20 protein-coding genes and 1 pseudogene are annotated in these 20,442 nt (G+C 67.6%); 3 read left to right on the top strand and 18 right to left on the bottom strand.

The genetic code is table 11. The annotated features are described in order from the left end of the window. Nucleotides 1-266: 266 nt before the first annotated feature. From C6W92_RS14320 to C6W92_RS14270, 11 genes and pseudogenes are all read right to left on the bottom strand, one after another. Nucleotides 267-455: pseudogene (locus tag C6W92_RS14320) on the bottom strand (S-adenosylmethionine-binding protein); the annotation flags it as partial. Between the two features lie 95 nt (nucleotides 456-550). Then, nucleotides 551-871: a hypothetical protein gene (locus tag C6W92_RS14315; RefSeq protein WP_206735539.1), complete on the bottom strand. Its 321-nt coding sequence runs from the start codon at nucleotides 869-871 to the stop codon at nucleotides 551-553. A gap of 62 nt (nucleotides 872-933) precedes the next feature. After that, nucleotides 934-1,968 carry a sodium:calcium antiporter gene (locus C6W92_RS14310; protein ID WP_129434372.1) on the bottom strand — a complete coding sequence of 345 codons (1,035 nt, stop codon included), beginning with the start codon at nucleotides 1,966-1,968 and terminating at the stop codon, nucleotides 934-936. A gap of 80 nt (nucleotides 1,969-2,048) precedes the next feature. After that, on the bottom strand, nucleotides 2,049-2,876 hold the full coding sequence (gene dapD / locus C6W92_RS14305; protein WP_129434370.1) for a 2,3,4,5-tetrahydropyridine-2,6-dicarboxylate N-succinyltransferase: 828 nt from the start codon (nucleotides 2,874-2,876) through the stop codon (nucleotides 2,049-2,051). Nucleotides 2,877-2,970: 94 nt separating this feature from the next. Next, complete coding sequence (locus C6W92_RS14300; RefSeq protein WP_129434368.1) at nucleotides 2,971-5,418, bottom strand: FAD-dependent oxidoreductase; 2,448 nt, start codon at nucleotides 5,416-5,418, stop codon at nucleotides 2,971-2,973. A 56-nt stretch (nucleotides 5,419-5,474) separates the two neighbouring features. Further along, nucleotides 5,475-6,371 carry a homocysteine S-methyltransferase family protein gene (locus tag C6W92_RS14295; RefSeq protein ID WP_129434366.1) on the bottom strand — a complete coding sequence of 299 codons (897 nt, stop codon included), beginning with the start codon at nucleotides 6,369-6,371 and terminating at the stop codon, nucleotides 5,475-5,477. Further along, nucleotides 6,368-7,432: a zinc-binding dehydrogenase gene (locus C6W92_RS14290; RefSeq protein WP_129434376.1), complete on the bottom strand. Its 1,065-nt coding sequence runs from the start codon at nucleotides 7,430-7,432 to the stop codon at nucleotides 6,368-6,370. The genes C6W92_RS14295 and C6W92_RS14290 overlap by 4 nt, the downstream gene beginning before the upstream one ends. Nucleotides 7,433-7,434: 2 nt before the next feature. Further along, on the bottom strand, nucleotides 7,435-9,885 hold the full coding sequence (locus C6W92_RS14285) for an FAD-dependent oxidoreductase (RefSeq protein ID WP_129434364.1): 2,451 nt from the start codon (nucleotides 9,883-9,885) through the stop codon (nucleotides 7,435-7,437). A gap of 12 nt (nucleotides 9,886-9,897) precedes the next feature. Further along, complete coding sequence (locus C6W92_RS14280) at nucleotides 9,898-10,269, bottom strand: GFA family protein (protein WP_206018376.1); 372 nt, start codon at nucleotides 10,267-10,269, stop codon at nucleotides 9,898-9,900. Further along, on the bottom strand, nucleotides 10,269-10,889 hold the full coding sequence (locus C6W92_RS14275; RefSeq protein ID WP_129434362.1) for a LysE family transporter: 621 nt from the start codon (nucleotides 10,887-10,889) through the stop codon (nucleotides 10,269-10,271). The genes C6W92_RS14280 and C6W92_RS14275 overlap by 1 nt, the downstream gene beginning before the upstream one ends. Before the next feature lie 10 nt (nucleotides 10,890-10,899). After that, entirely contained in the window at nucleotides 10,900-11,472 is a 573-nt protein-coding gene (locus C6W92_RS14270; RefSeq protein ID WP_104019617.1) for an XRE family transcriptional regulator, read from the bottom strand. Nucleotides 11,473-11,662: 190 nt separating this feature from the next. On the opposite strand from C6W92_RS14270, the gene rnr reads away from it, so the two are divergent. Both rnr and C6W92_RS14260 read left to right on the top strand, forming a co-directional pair. Continuing rightward, nucleotides 11,663-13,918, top strand: a complete 2,256-nt coding sequence (gene rnr / locus C6W92_RS14265; protein ID WP_129434360.1) for a ribonuclease R — start codon at nucleotides 11,663-11,665, stop codon at nucleotides 13,916-13,918. Nucleotides 13,919-14,015: 97 nt separating this feature from the next. Continuing rightward, nucleotides 14,016-15,344 (top strand): lytic murein transglycosylase, encoded by a 1,329-nt coding sequence (locus C6W92_RS14260; RefSeq protein WP_129434358.1) that lies wholly within the window; start codon nucleotides 14,016-14,018, stop codon nucleotides 15,342-15,344. Between the two features lie 9 nt (nucleotides 15,345-15,353). Here C6W92_RS14260 and C6W92_RS14255 read toward each other — a convergent pair whose 3' ends face one another. The 4 genes from C6W92_RS14255 to C6W92_RS14240 form a co-directional block, all read right to left on the bottom strand. After that, on the bottom strand, nucleotides 15,354-15,707 hold the full coding sequence (locus C6W92_RS14255; protein WP_104019614.1) for an H-type lectin domain-containing protein: 354 nt from the start codon (nucleotides 15,705-15,707) through the stop codon (nucleotides 15,354-15,356). A 157-nt stretch (nucleotides 15,708-15,864) separates the two neighbouring features. Next, on the bottom strand, nucleotides 15,865-16,548 hold the full coding sequence (locus tag C6W92_RS14250; protein WP_129434356.1) for an amino acid racemase: 684 nt from the start codon (nucleotides 16,546-16,548) through the stop codon (nucleotides 15,865-15,867). Between the two features lie 8 nt (nucleotides 16,549-16,556). Beyond that, nucleotides 16,557-17,852, bottom strand: coding sequence for a histidinol dehydrogenase (gene hisD / locus C6W92_RS14245; RefSeq protein WP_129434354.1), 1,296 nt, complete (start codon nucleotides 17,850-17,852; stop codon nucleotides 16,557-16,559). Between the two features lie 128 nt (nucleotides 17,853-17,980). Next, entirely contained in the window at nucleotides 17,981-18,418 is a 438-nt protein-coding gene (locus tag C6W92_RS14240) for a low molecular weight protein-tyrosine-phosphatase (protein WP_129434352.1), read from the bottom strand. A 39-nt stretch (nucleotides 18,419-18,457) separates the two neighbouring features. On the opposite strand from C6W92_RS14240, the gene C6W92_RS14235 reads away from it, so the two are divergent. Further along, nucleotides 18,458-19,168 carry an NAD-dependent deacylase gene (locus C6W92_RS14235; protein WP_129434351.1) on the top strand — a complete coding sequence of 237 codons (711 nt, stop codon included), beginning with the start codon at nucleotides 18,458-18,460 and terminating at the stop codon, nucleotides 19,166-19,168. Here the strand turns inward: C6W92_RS14235 and C6W92_RS14230 are convergent. The 3 genes from C6W92_RS14230 to rpmB all read right to left on the bottom strand — a co-directional run bounded on the left by C6W92_RS14230 (nucleotide 19,156) and on the right by rpmB (nucleotide 20,406). Continuing rightward, nucleotides 19,156-19,626: a copper chaperone PCu(A)C gene (locus tag C6W92_RS14230; protein ID WP_129434350.1), complete on the bottom strand. Its 471-nt coding sequence runs from the start codon at nucleotides 19,624-19,626 to the stop codon at nucleotides 19,156-19,158. The two genes, C6W92_RS14235 and C6W92_RS14230, sit on opposite strands and share 13 nt — an antisense overlap. 40 nt (nucleotides 19,627-19,666) lie before the next feature. After that, the gene (locus C6W92_RS14225; RefSeq protein ID WP_129434348.1) at nucleotides 19,667-20,014 is read right to left on the bottom strand and encodes a hypothetical protein; all 348 of its coding nucleotides are present in this window, start codon (nucleotides 20,012-20,014) and stop codon (nucleotides 19,667-19,669) included. Between the two features lie 101 nt (nucleotides 20,015-20,115). Further along, nucleotides 20,116-20,406 (bottom strand): 50S ribosomal protein L28, encoded by a 291-nt coding sequence (gene rpmB / locus C6W92_RS14220; RefSeq protein ID WP_104019607.1) that lies wholly within the window; start codon nucleotides 20,404-20,406, stop codon nucleotides 20,116-20,118. Nucleotides 20,407-20,442: the final 36 nt, after the last annotated feature.

The following is a 20,442-nucleotide window of genomic DNA, read 5'->3' as shown; positions in this document are numbered from 1 at the left end:
TCTTCTTCATCGCATCACGCAGGCTGGGAAAGGCGGGCTGTTTCGGCATCGGCAGGACTCCTCTGGCGGACGCCCCAAACCTATCAGATTAGGCAGAAAGTCGCAGGTTTTTCAGACGTTCCTTGACTGCGACTCGTGTAGTGGGAGTTTTGATCTATGAACAGATCCAAATTCAGACCAAACTCAGAGTGGTGTCAGATTGGAGTAAACGTTACGTTCATGAACTTCCGTCACGTTGCGAAAATAGAACCCCACGCCGCGTCGGTCAGATACTCGGCCACCGGCAGCGCGCAAATCTCGCCCAGCGTCATGGTGGGATAGCGCGACAGGCGCTTATGCTCCGGCGCGACCTTTCCGGTGCGGTTGGTGAATCGCCACGGCGGGTCGGCCATGACACAGCCGAACCGGTCTTGCCCCAGGAAACGGCGCAGGTCTTGTGTGGCGGGATGCTCCATAGCCGACATCTTGATGGACTCCCCCCGTACTGTCATGGTGAACAAGACTAGAACATAGCCCTTAACAGACCGTCAAGACAAGCCCGGCATCGGCCTCAGTCGTGAAACGGCGTCACCTGCGCCACGATCACCGCGTTCTCGTCGCGGGCGCGGGCCATGAGCGCGCGCTCCTCCGTGTCGATCTCGTGGCCTTCTGCCTCGCGCTCCTCGCATGTGCCGTGTCCGGTCACGTCCAGCGGCGCCATCCCCGCCTGTTTGAGAATCGCCACCGCCTCGCGCACCGCCTCGGCCTCGTCCACGCCCGAGGCATAGACCATCAGCGCCGCGCCGGTGGCCGCGTCCGGCAGCCCGTCGCCCGCCTTGCGCCCGACCTCGACGACGAGGGTATAGACCTGTTGTGTCGTGTCCCTGCTCATCCGCGCGACATGCGCCGACGCCCGTCGCATGTCAAGCCGTGCCCGGCCCTTATCGCCCGGTCTCAGCCCTGCGCGAACACCTGCACCGTGACCGCCCCGATATAGATCGCGAAGAGCAGGACGCTCTCGACCCCGATCCGCGCCGGCCCGTGTTTCTGCCGCAGGATCAGGCCCGCCAGCAGGACCGAGGTCATCAGCAGGCCGACCGCGATCCAGAACACGTCCGCCGCCTGCATCGCGTGATAGATCGAGCCTTCGCGATAGGCGATATCCGACAGCACCAGGAACAGCACGTCGAAGGTGTTGCCGCCGATAATTCCGCCCACGGCCAGTTGCAATGCGCCGCGCCGGATCGCCGTCAACGTCGTGACAAGCTCGGGCATCGAGGTGACGACCGCCGTGATAAGCGCCCCCACGAGGCTGGAGCCGAGCTGGTAGCGCGCGATAAGCTCTGCCCCGACCTGGCTGATGACCCATCCCCCGGCCCCCATCAGACAGACGAGCCCGCCGAAGACCAGCAGCGGGCCCGTCACTGGGCGGTGGCGTTCGGCCTCGTCCTCGGGCACGTCGTGGCGCGTCTGGCTGGTCTGCGTCGGTCGCCACATCGGCGTTTCACGGATGCGCGCGCCCACGCGCACCGAGGTCACGTAGATCAGGAACAGCACGACCGAGACCGGGTGAAGCCCGACGACCGTCACCTCCGGCCCGGCCATCGCCGCCAGAGGCAGGCTCAGCATCCCGATCAGCACCACGCACTGGAACAGGTTGGCCGGTTCGGCCACCGCGTGTTCTAGGTTGCTGCGCCGGTAGAGCACATCGGCGATGGCAAGAAACAGGGTCTGTGCCGCGATGCCGCCGATGGCGTTGGAGATGGCAAAGCTCGCATCCCCCGCGCTCGCCGCGGTGACCGATACCACCGTGCCCGACAGCGACGTGGCCGCGCCGAGCAGCGTGGCGCCGATGATCGCCTCGCCCAGCCGGGTCCGGTCGGCGATCACGTCGGCCAGCCCGGTCGCCCGCAACGAGCAGACGATGACCACCCCGGCGGCCCCGGCAAACAGCGCCATCAGTAGCGGGAAGGACAGCGCCGGGATCATCTGCGTGCCCCGGCGCGCGGGGAAGGATCGCGATCCGCGCTCATGGCCTCAGACTTGTGCCGTGGGGCCGGGGTGTCAACTCAGTCGCGCAGCAGCTCGTTGATCGCGGTCTTGGAACGCGTCTGCGCGTCCACCCGCTTCACGATCACCGCGCAATAGAGGTTGACCCCGCCCTTGGACGGAATCGACCCCGAGACCACGACCGAGTAGGGCGGCACCTCGCCGATGAACACTTCGCCGGTCTCGCGGTCCACGATCTTGGTGGACTTGCCGATGAACACGCCCATGCCCAGCACCGAACCCTCGCGCACGATACAGCCCTCGACCACCTCGGACCGCGCACCGATGAAACAGTTGTCCTCGATGATCGTCGGCCCCGCCTGCATCGGTTCCAGCACACCGCCGATGCCGACGCCACCCGACAGGTGCACGCCTTTGCCGATCTGCGCACAGCTGCCCACGGTCGCCCAGGTGTCCACCATCGTACCCTCGTCCACATAGGCACCGAGATTGACGAAGGACGGCATCAGCACCACGCCGGGCGCGATATAGGCGGATTTGCGCACCACGCAGTTCGGGACCGCGCGGAACCCGGCGGCGCGCCATTCGGCCTCGCCCCAGCCCTTGAACTTGTTGTCGACCTTGTCCCACCAGCCGCCGCCCTGCGCGCCACCCGGATGGATTTCCATGTCCTTGATGCGAAAGCCCAGAAGCACCGCCTTCTTGGCCCATTGGTTGACGTGCCAGGCACCGTCCTCGTGACGTTCGGCCACCCGCAGGCGGCCCGAATCGAGTGCGTCGAGCGTGGCCTCGATGGCCTCGCGGGTCTCGCCGCCGGTTGCGGGCGTGATCGTGTCGCGCGCCTCCCAGGCGGCTTCGATGGCGGTTTCAAGTGCGGCGTTGGACATCTGCGTTTCCCCAGGGTCAGTTCTCGCGTTGTCCTCGCCTATAGGGGCAGACGGCGACAGGATCAATGCGACCGACCGCGGCGCGTGCGCGACCTCAGCCGCGCATCCGCTCGGATTTCGGGTCATACATGGGCCGCAGGCTCGCCTCGGCGCGCACGCGCGTGCCCGCCACGTCGACCTCGTAGGCCGAGGCCAGCACCTGCTCGGCGCTCTCGCCCGCGCAAGGCACATATCCCATGCCGATGGCCCCGCCGAGGTGGTGGCCATAGGCGCCCGAGCTCAGGTAGCCCACGATCTCGCCATCCCGCAGCAGCGGCTCGTTGTGATAGAGCATCGGCTCCGCATCGGTCAGCCGGAATTGCACCATCCGCCGCTCCAGCCCCGCCTCGCGCTTGGCGAGCACGGCCTCGCGCCCGATGAAGTCCGGCTTGGCGGTCTTCACCGCGAATCCCAGGCCCGCCTCCAGCACGTGATCCTCGCAGGTGATGTCATGGCCGAAATGGCGAAACGCCTTCTCGATCCGACAGCTATCCATCGCGTGCAGACCACACAGCCGCAGCCCATGATCCGCGCCCGCCTCTGTCAGCACCTCGAAGACATGGCCCGCCATGTCCGCACTCACGTAAATCTCCCAGCCGAGTTCTCCGACGTAAGAAACACGGTGCGCCCGCGCCAGCCCCATGCCGATCTCGATCTGCCGCGCCCATCCAAAGGGATGCGCCTCGTTCGACATGTCATCGGGCGAGACCGCGCTCATCAGGTCGCGCGCCTTCGGCCCCATCACCGCCAGCACGCCCTCGGCGGCGGTGACGTCCGTTATCACGACCATCCGGCCCCCCAGATGCCGACGCAGCCAGGTCTCGTCCGCCAGCCGCGTGGCGGCAGGGGTGACCACCAGATAGGCGGTCTCCGATAGCCGCGTGACGGTCACATCGGCCTCGATCCCGCCCCGCGGGTTGAGGAATTGCGTATAGACGATACGCCCCACCGGCACCGACATATCCGCCCCGCAGACATGGTTGAGAAACGCCTCCGCCTCCGGCCCTTCCACCCGCAGCTTGCCAAAGCTCGACATGTCGTAGAGGCCCACGCCCTCGCGGATCGCCCGATGCTCGGCGGCGGCATTGTCGAACCAGTTCTGGCGGCCCCAGGAATAGGCATAGGCACGCTCCTGCCCCTCGCGGGCGAACCAGTTGGCGCGCTCCCATCCCGCCGCCTCGCCCATCACCGCGCCACGCGCCAGCAATTGCGCGTGAAGCGGTGTGCGCCGCACGCCACGCGCGGTAGCCTTCTGCCGGTAGGGGTAGTGATCGGCATAGAGCAGGCCGAGCGTCTCTTTCGACCGCTCATAGAGGTACTGCCGGTTGCCCTGAAACGGCTGCATCCGCGCGATATCCACGTCGCCCAGGTCAAATGGCTTCTCGCCATCCTCCATCCATTGCGACAGCGCATGCCCCGCACCGCCCGCCGATTGGATGCCGATGGAGTTGAACCCGGCGGCCACCCAGACGTTGTCCATCTCGGGGCACAGCCCCAGGTGATAGGCATCATCGGGGGTAAAGCTTTCTGGACCGTTAAAGAACGTGTGAATCCCCGCCTCGGCCAGCATCGGCATCCGGTTGACGGCCGCCTCGAGGATCGGCTCGAAATGGTCGAAATCCTCCGGCAACTGATCGAACTCGAAACTCTCGGGAATGCCCGCCATCCCCCACGGCTTGGCATTGGGCTCAAACGCCCCGAGCATCATCTTGCCCGCATCCTCCTTGTAATAGGCGCATTCATCCGGCACCCGCAGGACCGGAAGCTGCGAAAGCCCCGCGATCGGCTCGGATACGATATAGAAATGCTCGCAGGCATGCAGCGGCACGTTGGTGCCCAACATCCGCCCCACCTCGCGGCCCCACATCCCCGCGCAATTGACGATCATGTCGCAGGCGATATGGCCGCTGCTTCCATCCTCGCCTTGCCAGTCCACGCCGGTCACGCGGCGGCCCTGCCGCGCGATGCCCGTCGCCTTCACCCGCTCGGCCACCCGCGCGCCCCGGTTGCGCGCCCCCTTGGCCAGCGCCAGCGCGATATTGGCCGGGTCGGCCTGCCCGTCGGTCGGCAGCCACACGCCCCCCGTCACGCCGTCGAGGTTGATATGCGGGTAACGGTCCTTGATCTCGGCGGGGCTCAGCTCCTCAACCGGCACGCCAAAGGCGCGCGCCATCGCGGCGCTGCGCATCAGTTCCTCGCGGCGGTCAGCGGTCAGCGCCACCGAGATCGCCCCCCCCTGCCGAAAGCCGGTGGCGATGCCGGTCTCGGCCTCCAGCCCGGTATAAAGCTCCGCCGAATAGCGCGCGAGGCGCGTCATGTTGGCGGTGGCCCTGAGCTGCCCGATAAGCCCCGCGGCATGCCATGTGGTCCCGGAGGTCAGTTGCTTTCTCTCCAGCAGCACCACGTCGCTCCAGCCCAGCTTGGTCAGGTGATACGCGACGGAACAGCCCACTACGCCGCCGCCGATGATGACCACGCGGGCCTGCGTTGGAAGATCGGTCATGATTCACCTCGTGTCATGGTTGGGCCGGAGTATTTCCGGCAAGAAGAAACAGCGGGTCAGACGATGTCATGGCCTGCCCCGCGGATACGTCGCGCCAGCTCCGCGATATGGGCGGGGCCGATCTCGCAGCAGCCGCCGACGATGGTGGCACCCTGCGCGATCCAGCCCATCGCCGCCTCGGCATGGACGGCGGGGCTGAGGTCGGTGCGTTGCTCAAGTGCGTCGACCGTGGGTGCGGCGCCGAGAAAGCCGTCGCTGATCCGGGTAAAGCCATTGGCATAGGCCCCGAAGGGCAGGCCAAACGCCGCGATTTCGCCCAGCCCCTGCGTGATCGCCTCGGGCGGCGAGCAGTTGAGCAGGATCGCATCGGGCGGCATCTCGGCGATAAGCGGGGCCAGCGCCCCAAGCGGCTCGCCCGAGCGCAGGCGCGTGCCGTCGTCGTCCATCACCGACACGGCGAGCCAGACGGGCAGGGCGGTCTTGCGCGCGGCCATCAGCGCGCCGCGCGCCTGATCGACCGAACTCATGGTTTCCAGCAACAGCAGGTCGACACCGGGCGCAAGCGCCGCCACCGGCTCGGCATAGATGCGCGCGGCTTCCTCGGCAGGGGGGCAGAGGTCGGGGCGATAGGATTGCACCAGCGGCCCAAGCGCCCCGGCCACGCGGCCATATCCGTGCGCGTCGCGCGCGGCACAGGCGGCGGTTACGGCGGTCTCGGCAAGGCGGGCCACCTGATCCTCCAGCCCCACCCGCGCCAGCCGGTCGCGCAGCACCGCGTAGGTGTTGGTGGTGGCCACCGTGGCCCCGGCGGCGAAATAGGCGTCATGCACCTCCCGCACGAGGTCGCCGTGGTCAATCATCACCTGCGTGGACCACAGCGGTGTCGCCCGATCGCCGGAGCGTTTCACAAGCTCCTGCCCGATGGAGCCGTCAAGCAACGTGATTGCAGTCATGTAGCGGTCTCCTGTGGCAGCAGGACCAGCTTGCCGGCATCGGCCTTGGCCTGGAAATCCTCCTGCGCGCGGGCGATGTCGCGCAGCCGATAGGTGGCTTTGATGCGCGGACGAACCTCGCCATTGCGCACCATATCCATCAGCTGGGCAAAGACGTAGCTAGACTGGTAGGTGCAGCCGTGGATGGTGATATCGCGCAGGTAGATGCGGCGCAGATCGGCGCTGACCATCGGTCCGGCGATGGCACCCGCCACCGCGTAATGCCCGCCGGGACGCAGCGCGTCGATGAACGCGGGGAAGGCGGGGCCGCCCACGAGGTCGATCACCGCGTGGAAGCGGTCTTCGGGCAGCGGGGCGTCACGAGCGATCACCTCGACCGCGCCTTCTTCCTTCACGATCTCCGCTTTGGCGGGGGCGGCGATGCCGGTCACCCGCGCGCCCATGATGGCCGCCAGTTGCACCGCCGCGAGGCCGACATTGCCCGAGGCCCCGGTGATCAGCACCTTCTGTCCCGCCGCCACGCCCGCCCGGTCGAGCAACCCCAGCGCGGTGCCGAAGGCGCAGGGGATGGCCGCGATTTCCACGTCCGAGAGCGGTGCGTCGCTCACGTCATGCAGGTCGTCGGCCCTCATCAGGCAATACTCGGCAAAGGCCCCGTCGATCTCCGAGCCGAGGGCGACGAAACCCACCGGGTTGTCCGGCGTCGGGCGGGGGATGTTGATGGGGCAGGTGACGCGCGCGCCCCGCGCCGGGGTGGTGACGCCCGCGCCCTGCGCCACCACCTCGCCACACAGGTCGCCGCCTTGTATCAGCGGAAAGCGCAGCGCCCCCGACCAGCCCCCGGCCTCGACACCCTCGCCGGTCTCGCCCGTGGCCCCCGTCACCTCCGCCGCGTACCAGCCCTCGCGCGTGTTGATATCGGTGTTGTTCACCCCCGCCGCCAGCACCCGGACCAGCACCTCGCCCGGTCCGGGTCGCGGCACGGGGATATCCTCGCGCCAGTCGAGCGCCCCGGGCCCGCCGTGGCGGGTAAGGTACACGCCGCGCATGATGGCGGGCAGGGTCACGCGCGCAGCCTCTCGTTCTCCGGGTCCCACAGCGGCGCGTCGGGCTGCACCACCGCCGGGCACCGCTCGCCGTAGATTTCAACCTCCACCTTTGTGCCCGGAACCGCGAGGTCCGCGCGCAGCATGGCTAGCGCCACCGACGCCCCGACCCGGTAGCCCCAGGCCCCGGAGGTGGTCTCACCCACGATCTCTCCCCCGTGCCAGATCGTCGACATGTAGGGCGCATCCGCCGCCCCCGCCTCGACGATCAGCGGTGCAAACCGTTTCGTCACCCCACGCTGCTTCTCGGCCAGAAGCGCCGCCTTGCCGGGAAACTCCTGCGGCTTGTCGAGCTTCACGAAACGGTCAAGCCCGCCCTCCAGCATCGAGTAATCGGTCGAGAGGTCCCCTTTCCACGCGCGATACCCCTTCTCGATGCGCAAGGAGTTCAGCGCCCACATGCCAAAGGGTTTTGCTCCCGCGTCGACGACCGCCTCGTAGATCGCCGGGATATCGGCGTTTTCCGCATGGATTTCCCAGCCGAGTTCGCCGGCGAACGAGACCCGCAGCAGCGCGGCCCATCGCCCCGCCACCTCCGCCTCCTGAAAGCTGAGCCACGGCAGGGACAGGTCGGCGTTGGTGAGGGGGCTGAGCACGTCCCGCGATTTCGGTCCGGTGACGATCAGGGTCGACATCCGGTCGGTCCAGTCCTCCAGCGTGAAACCGGCCCCCTCGGGCATGTGCCGCTCCAGCCATTCGCGGTCATGCCATTGCGCAGACGCGGCGGTGACCAGCACGTACAGGTCCTCGGCCTCGCGCGTCACCGACATCTCGGTGACGATGCGCCCCCGGTCGTCGGCGAAATACACGAGCCCCACGCGCCCCACCTTTGGCAAGGCCCCCGTGACCAGCCCGCGAAGCCAGTCATCGGCCCCCGGCCCCTGCACCTTGAACCGCGAGAAACCGGGCAGGTCGAGCACGCCGCAATGGTCTCTCACCGCCTCGCATTCTTGCCGGATGCGCGGCTCCCACGGCCCCGCGCGGTCCCAGGTCTGCGTGGCCTCTTCAGACGTGTCATCTCCCGGCTGCGCAAACCAGTTGGCGCGCTCCCAGCCGTTATAGTCGCCCATCTGGCCGCCCATTTCCTTGATCCGGTCATGCACGGGGCTGAGCTTGCGGTCGGGTGCAGCCGGCCAGCGGTGCCAGGGGAAATGCATGGCGTATTCGTGGCCATAGACTTCCATCCCCTTCGCCACGCAATACGCGTGATCGGTGTAATCGGTGTAGCGGCGCGGGTCGCACGACCACATGTCCCACTCGGGCGCGCCTTCCGTCACCCATTCGGCCAGCACCTTGCCCGCGCCACCGCCCTGCGCGATGCCAAAGGTGAACACACAGGCCTCGAACGCATTGGGCACCCCCGGCATGGGGCCAAGCAGCGGCATCCCGTCCGGCGCATAGGGGATCGGCCCGTTGATGATCTTGCTGATCCCCGAGGTGCCCAAGAGCGGCACCCGCGCCATCGCGTCGGTCACGATCTCCTCGATCCGGTCGATATCCTCCTGCCAGAGCTGAAAGCTGAAATCGTCGGGCATGGGATCGCTCGGGTCAGCCCAATGGGCGCGACAGCGCGGCTCGTAAGGCCCAAGGTTAAAGCCGTGCTTTTCCTGCCGCAGGTAGTAGGAGACATCGACGTCACGCAACAGCGGCAGCTTGCGGCCCTGCTCCTTCGACCACGCCTCGATCTCGGGGATTTCCTCGGACAGAAGGTATTGATGGCTCATCACCATCATCGGCACGGTCCGCCCGCCATAGGGCTTGAACCATTCGCCGACGCGCTGCGCGTAATAGCCCGCGGCGTTCACCACGATCTCGCAGCGGATCTCGCCCTTCTCCGTCTCGACGATCCATTCGCCGTTCTCGCGCCGCACGCCGGTAGCGGGGCAGAAACGCAGCACGCGCGCGCCCATCTCCCGCGCCCCCTTGGCCAGCGCCTGCGTCAGTTGCGCGGGGTCGATATCGCCGTCGTTGGGGTCATAGAGCGCGCCGTGCAAGTCATGCGTCTCGATGAAGGGATAGCGCGCCTTGATCTCACCCACCCCGAGGATTTCGAGGTCCATCCCCTGGTGCTTGCCCATCCCCTTGGCGCGCTCGAATTCCTGCATCCGCTCGCGCGAATGCGCCAGCCGGATAGAGCCCGTCTGGTGATAGTTCATCGGGTAATCGACCTCGGCCCCGAGCCGCGCATAAAGCTCGGTCGAGTAGCGCTGCATGTTCATCACCGACCAGCTCGTGGAAAAGGTGGGCACGTTGCCCGCCGCGTGCCAGGTGCTGCCCGCTGTCAGCTCGTTGCGCTCCAGCAGGACGCTGTCGGTCCAGCCCGCGCGCGCCAGGTGATAGAGGCAGGACGCCCCCACGGCGCCGCCGCCGATGATGACCACGCGTGCGGTCGTTGGTATCTCAGCCATGTCTCCCCTCGCTCACTCTTTCTGCGGCAACCCGTCCGCGATGTCGTAATAGTCACCCTTGTCCGCGACAAAGATATGCTTCTCCAGCCTCACGCCGGTCGGCTCGTCCAGCGCACCAAGCGCGAAACTCATCGTGTCCTCACCGTGCGCCTTCCAGAACAGGAACGATCCGCAGCGCGGGCAAAAGCCGCGTTTCGCGGTGGTGCTCGCCTCGTACCATGTGACCCGGCCGGTGATTGCGATGTCGTGCTCCGGCGCGTAAGCCGAGGCCCAGAGGTGCCCCGATTGATTGCGGCATTGTCCGCAATGGCACACGCTTGGCCCCTCCGGCGCCGCGTTCACGGTAAATGTCACGTCCCCGCACAGACACGATCCCTTGTGCATCATATCCTCCCCGGTGTTGCGGCGCTGCCCAATGCCACGCCATAGATCACGAAGGCGGCGGCCATTGCGCGCCGCAGCCAGACATTGACCACCGCCCCCAGCGCCGCCCGCCCCAGCCCCGCGCCAAGCGCGGTAAAGCCGGTATAGCTGAGCGCCGTGATGCTCAGCGCGGTGGGAAAGATCACCCACATCTGATCCCAGATCGGCACGCCCGGCTGCACGAACTGGCTGAACGCGGCCAGATAGCCCGCCACGCTCTTGGGGTTGATCGTGGCCACCATGAAGGCCCGCCAGAACACCGACCCGCCGCTTTGCGTGCCGGTCTCGATGGGCCGTCGCGCCCGCATCCAGCCGCGTATGCCGAGCCAGATGAGCACACCCGCACCGGCGAGTTTCGCGGCCTCGAACGCCACCGGCGACGCGGCGATCAAGGCGGTGATCCCCGCCGCCGACAGGGTCAGGAACAGAGTTGCCTGTGTCAGGATCGCCGCCACCGCCCACAGGCCGCGGCGGAACCCGACATGCATGCCGGTCTGGATGCAGTTGACATGGTTCGGCCCCGGCGTGGTGACAAACACCACCCAGAAGAGGGCAAAGACGGTCCAAGCCTCCCAGCTCATGCCCGCGCCCTCAATAGACCGGCGGGGCGATCACCCAGATCGCCACGCAGGGGGTGTCATAGGGGTTGGCCCAGGAATACGGCTCACCGCGAAAGCGGAAACTGTCGCCGGGGCCAAGGGTGAACCGCCTCCCGCCGATGCTCAGGTCGAGCCGGCCAGAGACGATATAGCCCACCTCCTGCGTGGGCCGCTGTGCCGCGCGCTGCATCTTCGATGCAGGTTCGAAGGTCGAGTGGATCACCTCGAAATCGTCGGTCAGGTCGGGCGAGAGCAATTCTTCGATCAGGCCCTCCTCGCCCGATCCCATCGGTCGCCGCGCGCCCGCGCGCACCACGTATCCCTGCTCTTCGGCGGGGGCGCTGGCATGACCGAACAGCAGCGACATCGGCACGCCCAGCACCTCTGCCACCTGCCGCAAATCGCTGATCGACGGCTCCGACAGGTCGCGCTCGACCTGGCTCAGCCAGCCCACCGACCGCCCCAGCCGCCCGGCCAGCGCCGCGAGCGTCATGCCCCGCGCCTTGCGCAGCGCGCGCAAGTCGGCACCGAGGGTGCGCGTCTCGCTCGGGTCCTGTTGCAGCATCGGCGGCATGCTCCCTGTGAAGATTCTCGGTTCCCCCGATCCTGCGCGGGGAAAATGAAAATTCCAAGGATTTTTTCACGCACGCTGGATGAGGCCGACGCGATACCGACGGAATACCGACAGAATACCGACGTGGTTTCAGCCGCTTTTCGCGGATGACGCGCCCGGCGCGCCGTGCTACGTGCAGGCCATGAGCCAACTGCCATCCAAGGCGGAAATCCTGCAATGGATTTCCGACAACCCGACCCTCACCTCCAAGCGCGATATCGCCAAGGCCTTTGGTATCAAGGGGGCTGCGCGGATCGACCTCAAGCGCGTCCTGCGCGAGCTAGAGGCCGAAGGACACTTGGAAAAACGCAAGAAGACCTACCGCGACCCCGAGCGCCTGCCGCCCGTCACGGTGCTGCAAATCAACGCGCTGACGCCCGATGGCGAACTGCTCGCCCGGCCACTGGAATGGCACGGCGAGGGGGTGGAGCCGGTGGTGCTGGTGCTGCCCCGCGCAGCCGACCCGGCGCTGGGCGAGGGCGACCGCATCCTCGCCCGCGTGCACGACGTCCGCGCCGAAGCGCACCATTACGAGGCCCGCCTCATCCGCCGCATAGGGGCCAACCCACGGAAAGTACTTGGGATTTTCCGCAAGAGCGAAGAGGGCGGGCGGATCGTTCCCATCGACAAGGGCGTGGGAAAGGAATGGCTCGTCGCACGCGACGCCACCGGCGGCGCGCAGGATGGCGAGCTGGTCGAGGCCGAGCAGGCCGGGCCGCCGGGGCGCATGGGATTGCCGCGCGCGCGGGTGCTCGACCGGCTGGGCGATCCCTCGGCACCCAAGGCCGTGTCGCTGATCGCCATCCATCAGCACGGCATCCCGGACGAATTCCCCGACGAGGTGATCGCCGAGGCCGACGCGATGAAACCCGCCGGCCTCAAGGGCCGCACGGATCTGCGCGACCTGCCGCTCATCACCATCGATCCGTCGGACGCGCGCGACCATGACGACGCCGTCCACGCCCATGCCGATGACGACCCGAAAAACCCCGATGGCCACGTCATTTGGGTCGCCATCGCCGATGTCGCCCACTACGTGCGCCCCGGCTCCGCGCTCGACAACGAGGCGAAAAAACGAGGCAATTCCAGCTACTTCCCCGATCGCGTGGTGCCCATGCTGCCGGATCGCCTCTCCGCGGACCTGTGTAGCCTGCACGAGGGCGTCCCGCGCCCCTGCATTGCCGTGCGGATGCAGATCGACGCAGCAGGCGAAAAGATCGGCCACCGCTTCGTGCGCGGACTGATGCGCTCTGCGGCATCACTCACCTATGCCCAAGTGCAGGCGGCGATGGACGGCGCGCCCGATGACAAGACCGAACCCCTGCTGGAGGACGTGATCCGCCCGCTCTATGCCGCCCACGCCGCCCTCGCCAAGGCGCGCCACCGGCGGCAGCCGCTCGACCTCGATCTGCCTGAGCGCAAGGTCGAGCTGAGCGACGAGGGCAAGGTCACTTCGGTGCGTTTCGCCGAACGGCTCGAGGCGCACCGGCTCATTGAGGAGTGCATGGTGCTCGCCAATGTCGCCGCCGCCGAGGCGCTGACCACCCGCAAGAGCCCGCTCTTGTTCCGCGTTCACGAGGAGCCACCGGCTGAAAAGCTCGACACGCTGCGCGAGGTGGCCGAGACTGCGGGGCTGGTGCTGGCCAAGGGGCAGGTGCTGCATACCGCGCATCTCAACGCGCTCCTGCACGCCGCGCGCGATACGGACCATGCCGAGGTCATCAACATGTCCACCCTGCGCGCCATGACGCAAGCCTATTACGCGCCACAGAATTTCGGACACTTCGGTCTATCGCTCAGGGCCTATGCGCATTTCACCTCGCCCATCCGGCGCTATGCCGACCTGATCGTGCATCGCGCGCTCATCTCGGCGCATGGCTGGGGCAAGGACGGGCTGAGCGGCCCCGAGATCGAAGGACTCGACGCCACCGCACAGCATATCTCGGATACGGAGCGCCGCTCGATGGTGGCGGAGCGTGACACCAATGATCGCTACCTCGCCGCCTTTCTTTCCGAGCGTTTGGGCGAGGAATTTACTGGCAAGATCAGCGGCATCGCCCGATTCGGCGTGTTCGTGAAGCTGGACGAGACCGGAGCGGACGGGCTCGTCCCGATGCGCGCACTGGGCCGCGAATATTTTCATTTCGACCCCGAGCGCGGCACCCTGATGGGGGCCGATACCGGGCGCATTATCGCACTGGGGCAGCGGGTCACCGTGCGCCTTGCCGAGGCGGCGCCGGTCTCGGGCGGGCTGGCTTTTGATCTCCTCGATATCGAAGGGTTACAGGTGCCCAAGGGTGAGGGCACAGCGCGTGGCAAGCCCCCGCGCCGCAAGATCGGCGCGGCGCGGCGCAAGTCGGCCAAGCTAAAGCGCAAGGCGGAGCGCAAGCGCGGCTGAGATCGGCGGCCACCCGCGCGGCACCGCCGGGATCGCTTTCGGAACGGGAACAATCGCGCTATGATCGACCGATAATCCGGGCAGGCGGAGACAGGCGATGCGGGCAGGACTGGTGTTGGTAACGGGGTTGGCGCTCCTTTTCGGGGGGGCAGTCGCGGCGTCGGTGACGGAATCTCCGCGCCCGCAATTGCGGCCGGGGTCCGGCGCGGTGAGCGCGGCGGTGGTGATCTCGGTGGACGTGCCGGTGCGCAGCCTGCGACCGCGCGCCCGGCCCGATGTGGCTGACGGTGCCCGTGTCGCACTGGCAAGCGGCAATACGGGCTTTGACCGCTGGATCGCCGGGTTCCGGGCGCGGGCGGCCTCGGCGGGTATCCGTGGCGACGTGTTCGACCGCGCTTTTCAGGGCGTTCGCTATGACCCGGAGGTGGTGGCAAAGGACCGCAACCAATCCGAGTTCAAGCGCGAGATATGGGATTACCTCGACGCGGCCATCTCGCCGAAACGGGTCGAGGACGGGCGGGCCGCGCTGCGCCGCCATCGCCGCGTGCTGAATCGGATCGAGGCGCATTACGGCGTGGAAAAGGAGATCGTCACTGCGGTCTGGGGCATGGAGAGCACCTATGGCACACGGCTCGGTGATCTGCCGCTTGTGCAATCGCTGGCGACTCTGGCCTATGACGGGCGGCGCGGCGCATTCTTCGAGAAACAGTTGATTGCCGCGATGCAGATCCTGCAATCGGGCGACGTGAACCCGCGCGACATGAAGGGCTCTTGGGCGGGCGCGATGGGGCACACGCAGTTCATCCCGACCTCCTACCTTGCCTATGCGGTGGATTTCACGGGTGACGGCCGGCGCGACGTGTGGTCGGACGATCCCACCGATGCGCTGGCCTCGACGGCGGCGTATCTCAAGCGGTTCGGCTGGCGCAAGGGGATGCCCTGGGGTGTGGAGGTACGCGTGCCGCGCGGGGCGTCCTTTGGCAACACCAGCCGGATGCCTTCGGACTGGGCGTCGCGCGGCGTGGTGGGGACAGACGGGCGCGCGGTGCGCGATTACGGCTCGGCGCGCATCCTGCAACCGGCGGGTCCGGCGGGGGCGTCGTTCATGGTGTTCGCCAATTTCGACGTCATCAAGCGCTACAACAACGCCGATGCCTATGCGCTCGGGGTGGGACATCTTGCCGACCGGATCGCGGGCGGCCCACCCATCCAGGCGAGTTGGCCGCGCGGCTATGACCCGCTGAGCTTCGACGAGCGCAAGGAAATGCAGCGCCGATTGAAGCGCAAGGGATTCGCGGTGGAGAAGATCGACGGGATCGTGGGGCCCAATACGGTAGCTGCAATCCGGGCGTTCCAGCGGTCGGTCGGGGCCGAGGCGGATGGTCTGCCCTCGCAACAGCTTCTCAGTCTTTTGCGACGCTCCTGAGCGCGGCGGTCATTCGAGATCGCGCCAGTCATCCTCGTGATGTGCCGCACCGATGGCGATCCAGCGTACCCGCACGCGGGCGATGCGCGTGTCGCCCCAGGTTCGAAAGACGATGTCGAACCCGCCCGCGGCAATGTTGTCGGCGCTCACCTCCATGCGGGCGTTGGTTCTGCAATCGGTATCCCACAGTGACAGGCCGACATGGACGCTCGGCGCCGCCCGGAAGGGCGGGTCGAACACCACCCGCTTGCGCCGTTCGCGCGTGCCCTCGGCGGTCCACATCTCGCCGCCATCCGCGAAATCGGAAAAGAGGGACTCGTCGCCCTGTGCGATCCCTATTGCCTCTCTCAACAAGACCTGCATGGCATTTCCGTCGATTAGATCCAGAAAGGTAACTGGTCCCGCCGAGGGGCCCGCAAGTCAAGCCCTCATCATTCCTGCCCCATTGATGCGCTGCGTGCATGGCCGGGCGCAGGGCCTTGCGCGCACCATTTCCCGTGACGGATTTGAACGGGCGGGATCAGGCGCGGGCGAAGTCCACGATGGCGGCGGTCAGGCAATCGAGGCTGTCGGTATGTTGTCGGTATTGCGTCGGTAATGCATCGGACATCAGCGAGAGTTCGGTGCAGGCGATCAGCAGGTGATCGGCCCCTTTCGCGATGAGGGCCTCGGCCTCGGATCGCAGGCGGGGGCGGAGCGCGGAAAGCGCTTCGCCCGCCTTGACCGCGCGGATGACCGACAGGAGGGCCGCGTCGTCCCGGAGAAAGACCGGTGTGAGGCCATGATTGTCGAAGGGCGCGTCAAAAACACCGGCCAGCCGTGTCGCAGGCGAGGCGAGCATGCCGATGCGCCGCGCGCCCGCATGTGCTAGGTGGGTGGCGGTCAGGTCCAGCATGTCGAGAAACGGCAACGCCGTCGCCTCGCGAACTGCAGCGGCGTAGAAATGCGCGGTGTTGCACGGCATGGCGAGCGCCTGCGCGCCGCCTGCCTCGAGGTCGCGGGCCATGCGCGCGAGGGTGGGGCCGGGGTCTTCTCCGGTCCCCTCGATAAGCGCCTTGATACGGCTGGGCACCTGCGGGTTCTGGTGCACGAGGAGCGGCACGTGGTCGGAATCGTCGCGCGCGCGCACCGCCGCCATCACCTTTTGCATCAGGAGGATGGTGGCCTCTGGCCCCATCCCCCCGAGAATGCCCACGGTTTTCATCGGTCGCTCTACCCCGTCGAGGTGAGGGCACGGTCCTCCGCGCCCATGCGGATATCGGCGCTGCGCGCGTGCCCCTCCATCCCCTCCGCCCGGCTGAGCCGCGCCGTCACCCCGGCCAGATCGCCGAGCGCCTGGCGCTCGACCCTTTGCCAGGTAACCGTCTTGAGGAACTTGTGCACCGACAGCCCCCCCGTGTAGCGCGCGGCCCCGGAGGTGGGCAAGACATGGTTGGGCCCCGCCGCCTTGTCGCCGAAGGCCACGGTCGTGCGTTCGCCCAGAAACAGCGAGCCATAGGCGGCGAGCCGATCCAGCCACCAGTCGAGATCGCGGGCCTGCACATGCAGGTGCTCGGGCGCGCGGTCGTCGGCATGGGCGGCCATTTCTTCGGTGCTGTCGCACAGCACCACCTCGCCCAGGTCGCGCCACGCGGTCGCAGCGGCGGTACGGTTTGGTTCGGGCAGGGCGGCGATGAGCGCGGGCACGCGCGCCATGACCGTCTCGGCCAGCGCGCGCGAGGTGGTCGCGAGCCACACCGGCGAGGTCGCGCCGTGCTCGGCCTGTCCCACGAGGTCGGCGGCTACGGTCTCGGGATCGGCGCTGTCATCGGCGAGCACGAGGCTGTCCGTTGGCCCGGCGAACATGTCGATCCCGACGGGACCGAAAAGCTGGCGCTTGGCCTCGGCCACGTAGGCGTTGCCGGGGCCGACGAGGATATCCGCCGCCGGCGCACCGAACAGCCCGAAAGCCATCGCTGCGACGCCCTGCACCCCACCGAGGCACAGGATACGCGTGGCCCCGGCGAGGTGCATCGTGTGCACCAGCGCATCGGGGATGCCGCCCGGCCCCGAAGGGGGCGAACAGGCGGTGATGTCGCCTACGCCGGCCTCTCGCGCGGTGGCGATGGACATCAGCGCCGAAGCGATATGGCTGTAGCGCCCGCCGGGGACGTAACACCCTGCCGCGCGCACCGGGATCTGCTTCTGCCCGGCGATCAGGCCGGGGCGCAGCTCGATTTCCATGTCCTGCGCGGTGGCGCGCTGGGCGGCGGCAAAGCGCGAGATGTTATGATGCGCCCAGGCGATATCGTCCTTGAGCGCCTGCGGCACGCGGCCTGAGGCGGCTGCGATCTCGGCCTCGCCGAGCGTCACCGGCCCGTCCCAGCCATCGAGGTCGCGAGCGTATTCCAGCGCCACCTGCGCGCCGCCCGCCCGCAGCCGCGCGAGCATGACCTGCACCGTGTCGGCGATATCGGCAGCGGCCTGTGGCAGCGCTGCGTGGGCGGTCTTGAGGTATGTCAGCGGCATGGTGCGGGTCTCCTTCCCCTCTTGGAATGGGGCGCGGCGCCGTGACGGGCAAGCGATTTGCCGGGGATGTGACGGGGTTTTTCCAGCACGTGAAAGCCGGTTTCGGACTTTCCGAACGGGCGCACGGATCAGAGCCGCGCGGCGAGACCCCGCGCGCAGCTCTCGATCAGGTCGAGCACACCGTCGAAATCGCGCGTGTAATAGGGGTCGGGGACGTGATCGGCACGCGCCTCGGGCGCGTAATCGGTGAGCAGGGTGACCGGCGTAGCGCAGTGCGCTGGCCGCAGCGCCTCGATCGTGCGGCGATTCTTGTCGTCCATCGCGACGATCAGGTCGAAGCGCTCGAAATCTGCCGCCTCGAATTGCCGCGCGCGCAGATCGGAGATGTCGAGGCCGCGTGCCTGTGCCGCGTGCTGCATCGGGCCATAGGGCGGCTCGCCCACATGCCAGTCGCTCGTGCCCGCGCTGTCGGTTTGCGCGCCGGGCAACAGCGCGCGAACCGCGCCCTCGGCGGCGGGCGAGCGGCAGATATTGCCAAGGCAGACAAAGAGAATCCGGGTGGTCATGGGGCCTCCGATCCGGCAGATATAGACGGGGAGGTCGCGATGGAAAAGATCGTCATTCTCACCGGCGCGGGGATTTCTGCGGAAAGCGGGCTTGCGACCTTTCGCGACGCGGGCGGCCTGTGGGCCAAGCACCGGATCGAGGACGTGGCCACGCCCGAGGCATTTACCCGCGACGCGGGCCGCGTGCACCGTTTCTACAACGCCCGCCGTGCGCAGGCCGCCGGTGTCCGGCCCAATGCCGCGCACGCGGCGCTTGCGCGGCTGCAGGCGGCGCACCCCGGCGAGGTGGTCATTGTCACGCAGAACGTGGACGCCCTTCACGAGGCGGCGGGGAGCCGGGGGGTGATCCACATGCACGGAGAGTTGGCGCGCGCGCTCTGTGCCGCTTGTGGCCACCGGTGGGACGCGCCACCGGAGATGTCACGCGCCGATGCCTGCCCGGCCTGCGGTGCGTGCGCCTGCCGCCCCGACGTGGTCTGGTTTTGCGAGATGCCCTACCGGATGGAGGAGATTCTGGACCATCTGGCCGGTGCCGACCTATTTGCGGCAATCGGCACATCGGGGCAGGTCTGGCCTGCGGCTGGATTTGCGCAGGAGGCGGCAGGCGCGGGCGCGCATTGCGTCGAGATCAATCTGGAGGCGTCTGCGGTGGCAAGCGATTTCCACGAGGCGCGGCAGGGCCGCGCCTCGCGTGTCGTGCCCGAGTGGGTGGCGGGCCTTATCGGAGAGGCGGGCGTTCAGTCGCCGTGACCTTGCCCGTTGCCTTGCCCGGCCTTGCGCGCGAGATCGACCGGCACCTCGATCTCGATCTCGCCGGATTTCTCAAAGACGAGGGTGAGCGAGATAGTCTTGCCCTGCTCGAACGGTTCGGCCAGGCCCATGAGCATGACGTGGTTGCCGCCGCGCTGCAGAAAAATGGTCTCGCCCGCCGGGACGGCAAAGCCCTCCTCGACATGGATCATCTTCATCACGCCGTCTTTTTCGCGATGGGTGTGAAGCTGCGTCACCTTGGCGGCGGGCGAGGCGGCTCCGATGAGCCGGTCATCCGCATCGCCGATATTCTCTATCAGCATGAAGGCGGCGCCGGATTTCGCCACCGGGCTGGCGCTGCGGGCGTAGGGGTCGAGCACATGGATTTCCTGCGTCATGGCGGGCGCGGCGAGGGTGAGGGCGGCAAGCGCCGTGAAGGCGGTGGATCTGAGGGACATGGTGTCGCTCCTATGGGTCTGGTTGCGGGAAACTGTGAACTCAGACCCGGAGCGGGGGCGCGCGCGCCAGCATCGCTGGGCGCGCTGGCGCGGCGGCGTGGCTCGCCTCGGCGAAGGGCGCGCGCGCGGTTGTGCAGGCGGCGCGCGGGGCGGGCAGGGGATCGCGCAGCGGGCTGGCGTGGAAGGCGAGCAGGCAGTCGGGGCAGATATGCGGCGGCGCCACCGGCTGTCCGTCGGCATCGACGGCCAGTCGTTGCATCCCCTCGCCGGTGCAGATCACCATCACCCCCACCGGCCCCGGCGCGCCGCGCGCCACCGCGAGGGTGACGCTGGTCAGCGCCAGAAACAGGCAGAGCCCGAGAGTGGTTATGCCGCGCGAGGCTGTCATCGCCCGCAGGTATAGGCGGGTCCGGGCGCGCGCGGCAAGCGACAAAACGAAACAGCCCCGCCGCGGCGCGACGGGGCAGGTCTGTCGGATCGGGGCCGGGCTCAGGCGGTGGCGGCCTGTGCGCGGGCGATCTCTTTCTTGACCTTCAGCGCGGCGGCCGAAAGCTCTTCGTCCTTGGCCTTGGCGAGAAAGGCGTCGAGCCCTCCGCGATGATCGACGCTGCGCAGGGCGTGTGCCGAGATGCGCAGCTTGATGCCGCGGTTCAGCGTCTGCGATTGCAGCGTCACGTCGTTGAGGTTCGGCAGGTACCGGCGCTTGGTCTTGTTGTTGGCGTGGCTCGAGTTGTTGCCGACCATCGGGCCTTTTCCAGTCAGTTCGCAGCGGCGCGACATGGGGTCATCCTCGTCTCTGGGTGAGGGCATCGAGGC

It is taken from the genome of Roseovarius sp. A46, from assembly GCF_004126395.1.
Lineage (GTDB): Bacteria > Pseudomonadota > Alphaproteobacteria > Rhodobacterales > Rhodobacteraceae > Roseovarius > Roseovarius nitratireducens.
Note: the sequence above shows the minus strand (reverse complement) of the source record. Positions and strands in the feature narration are given on the sequence as shown.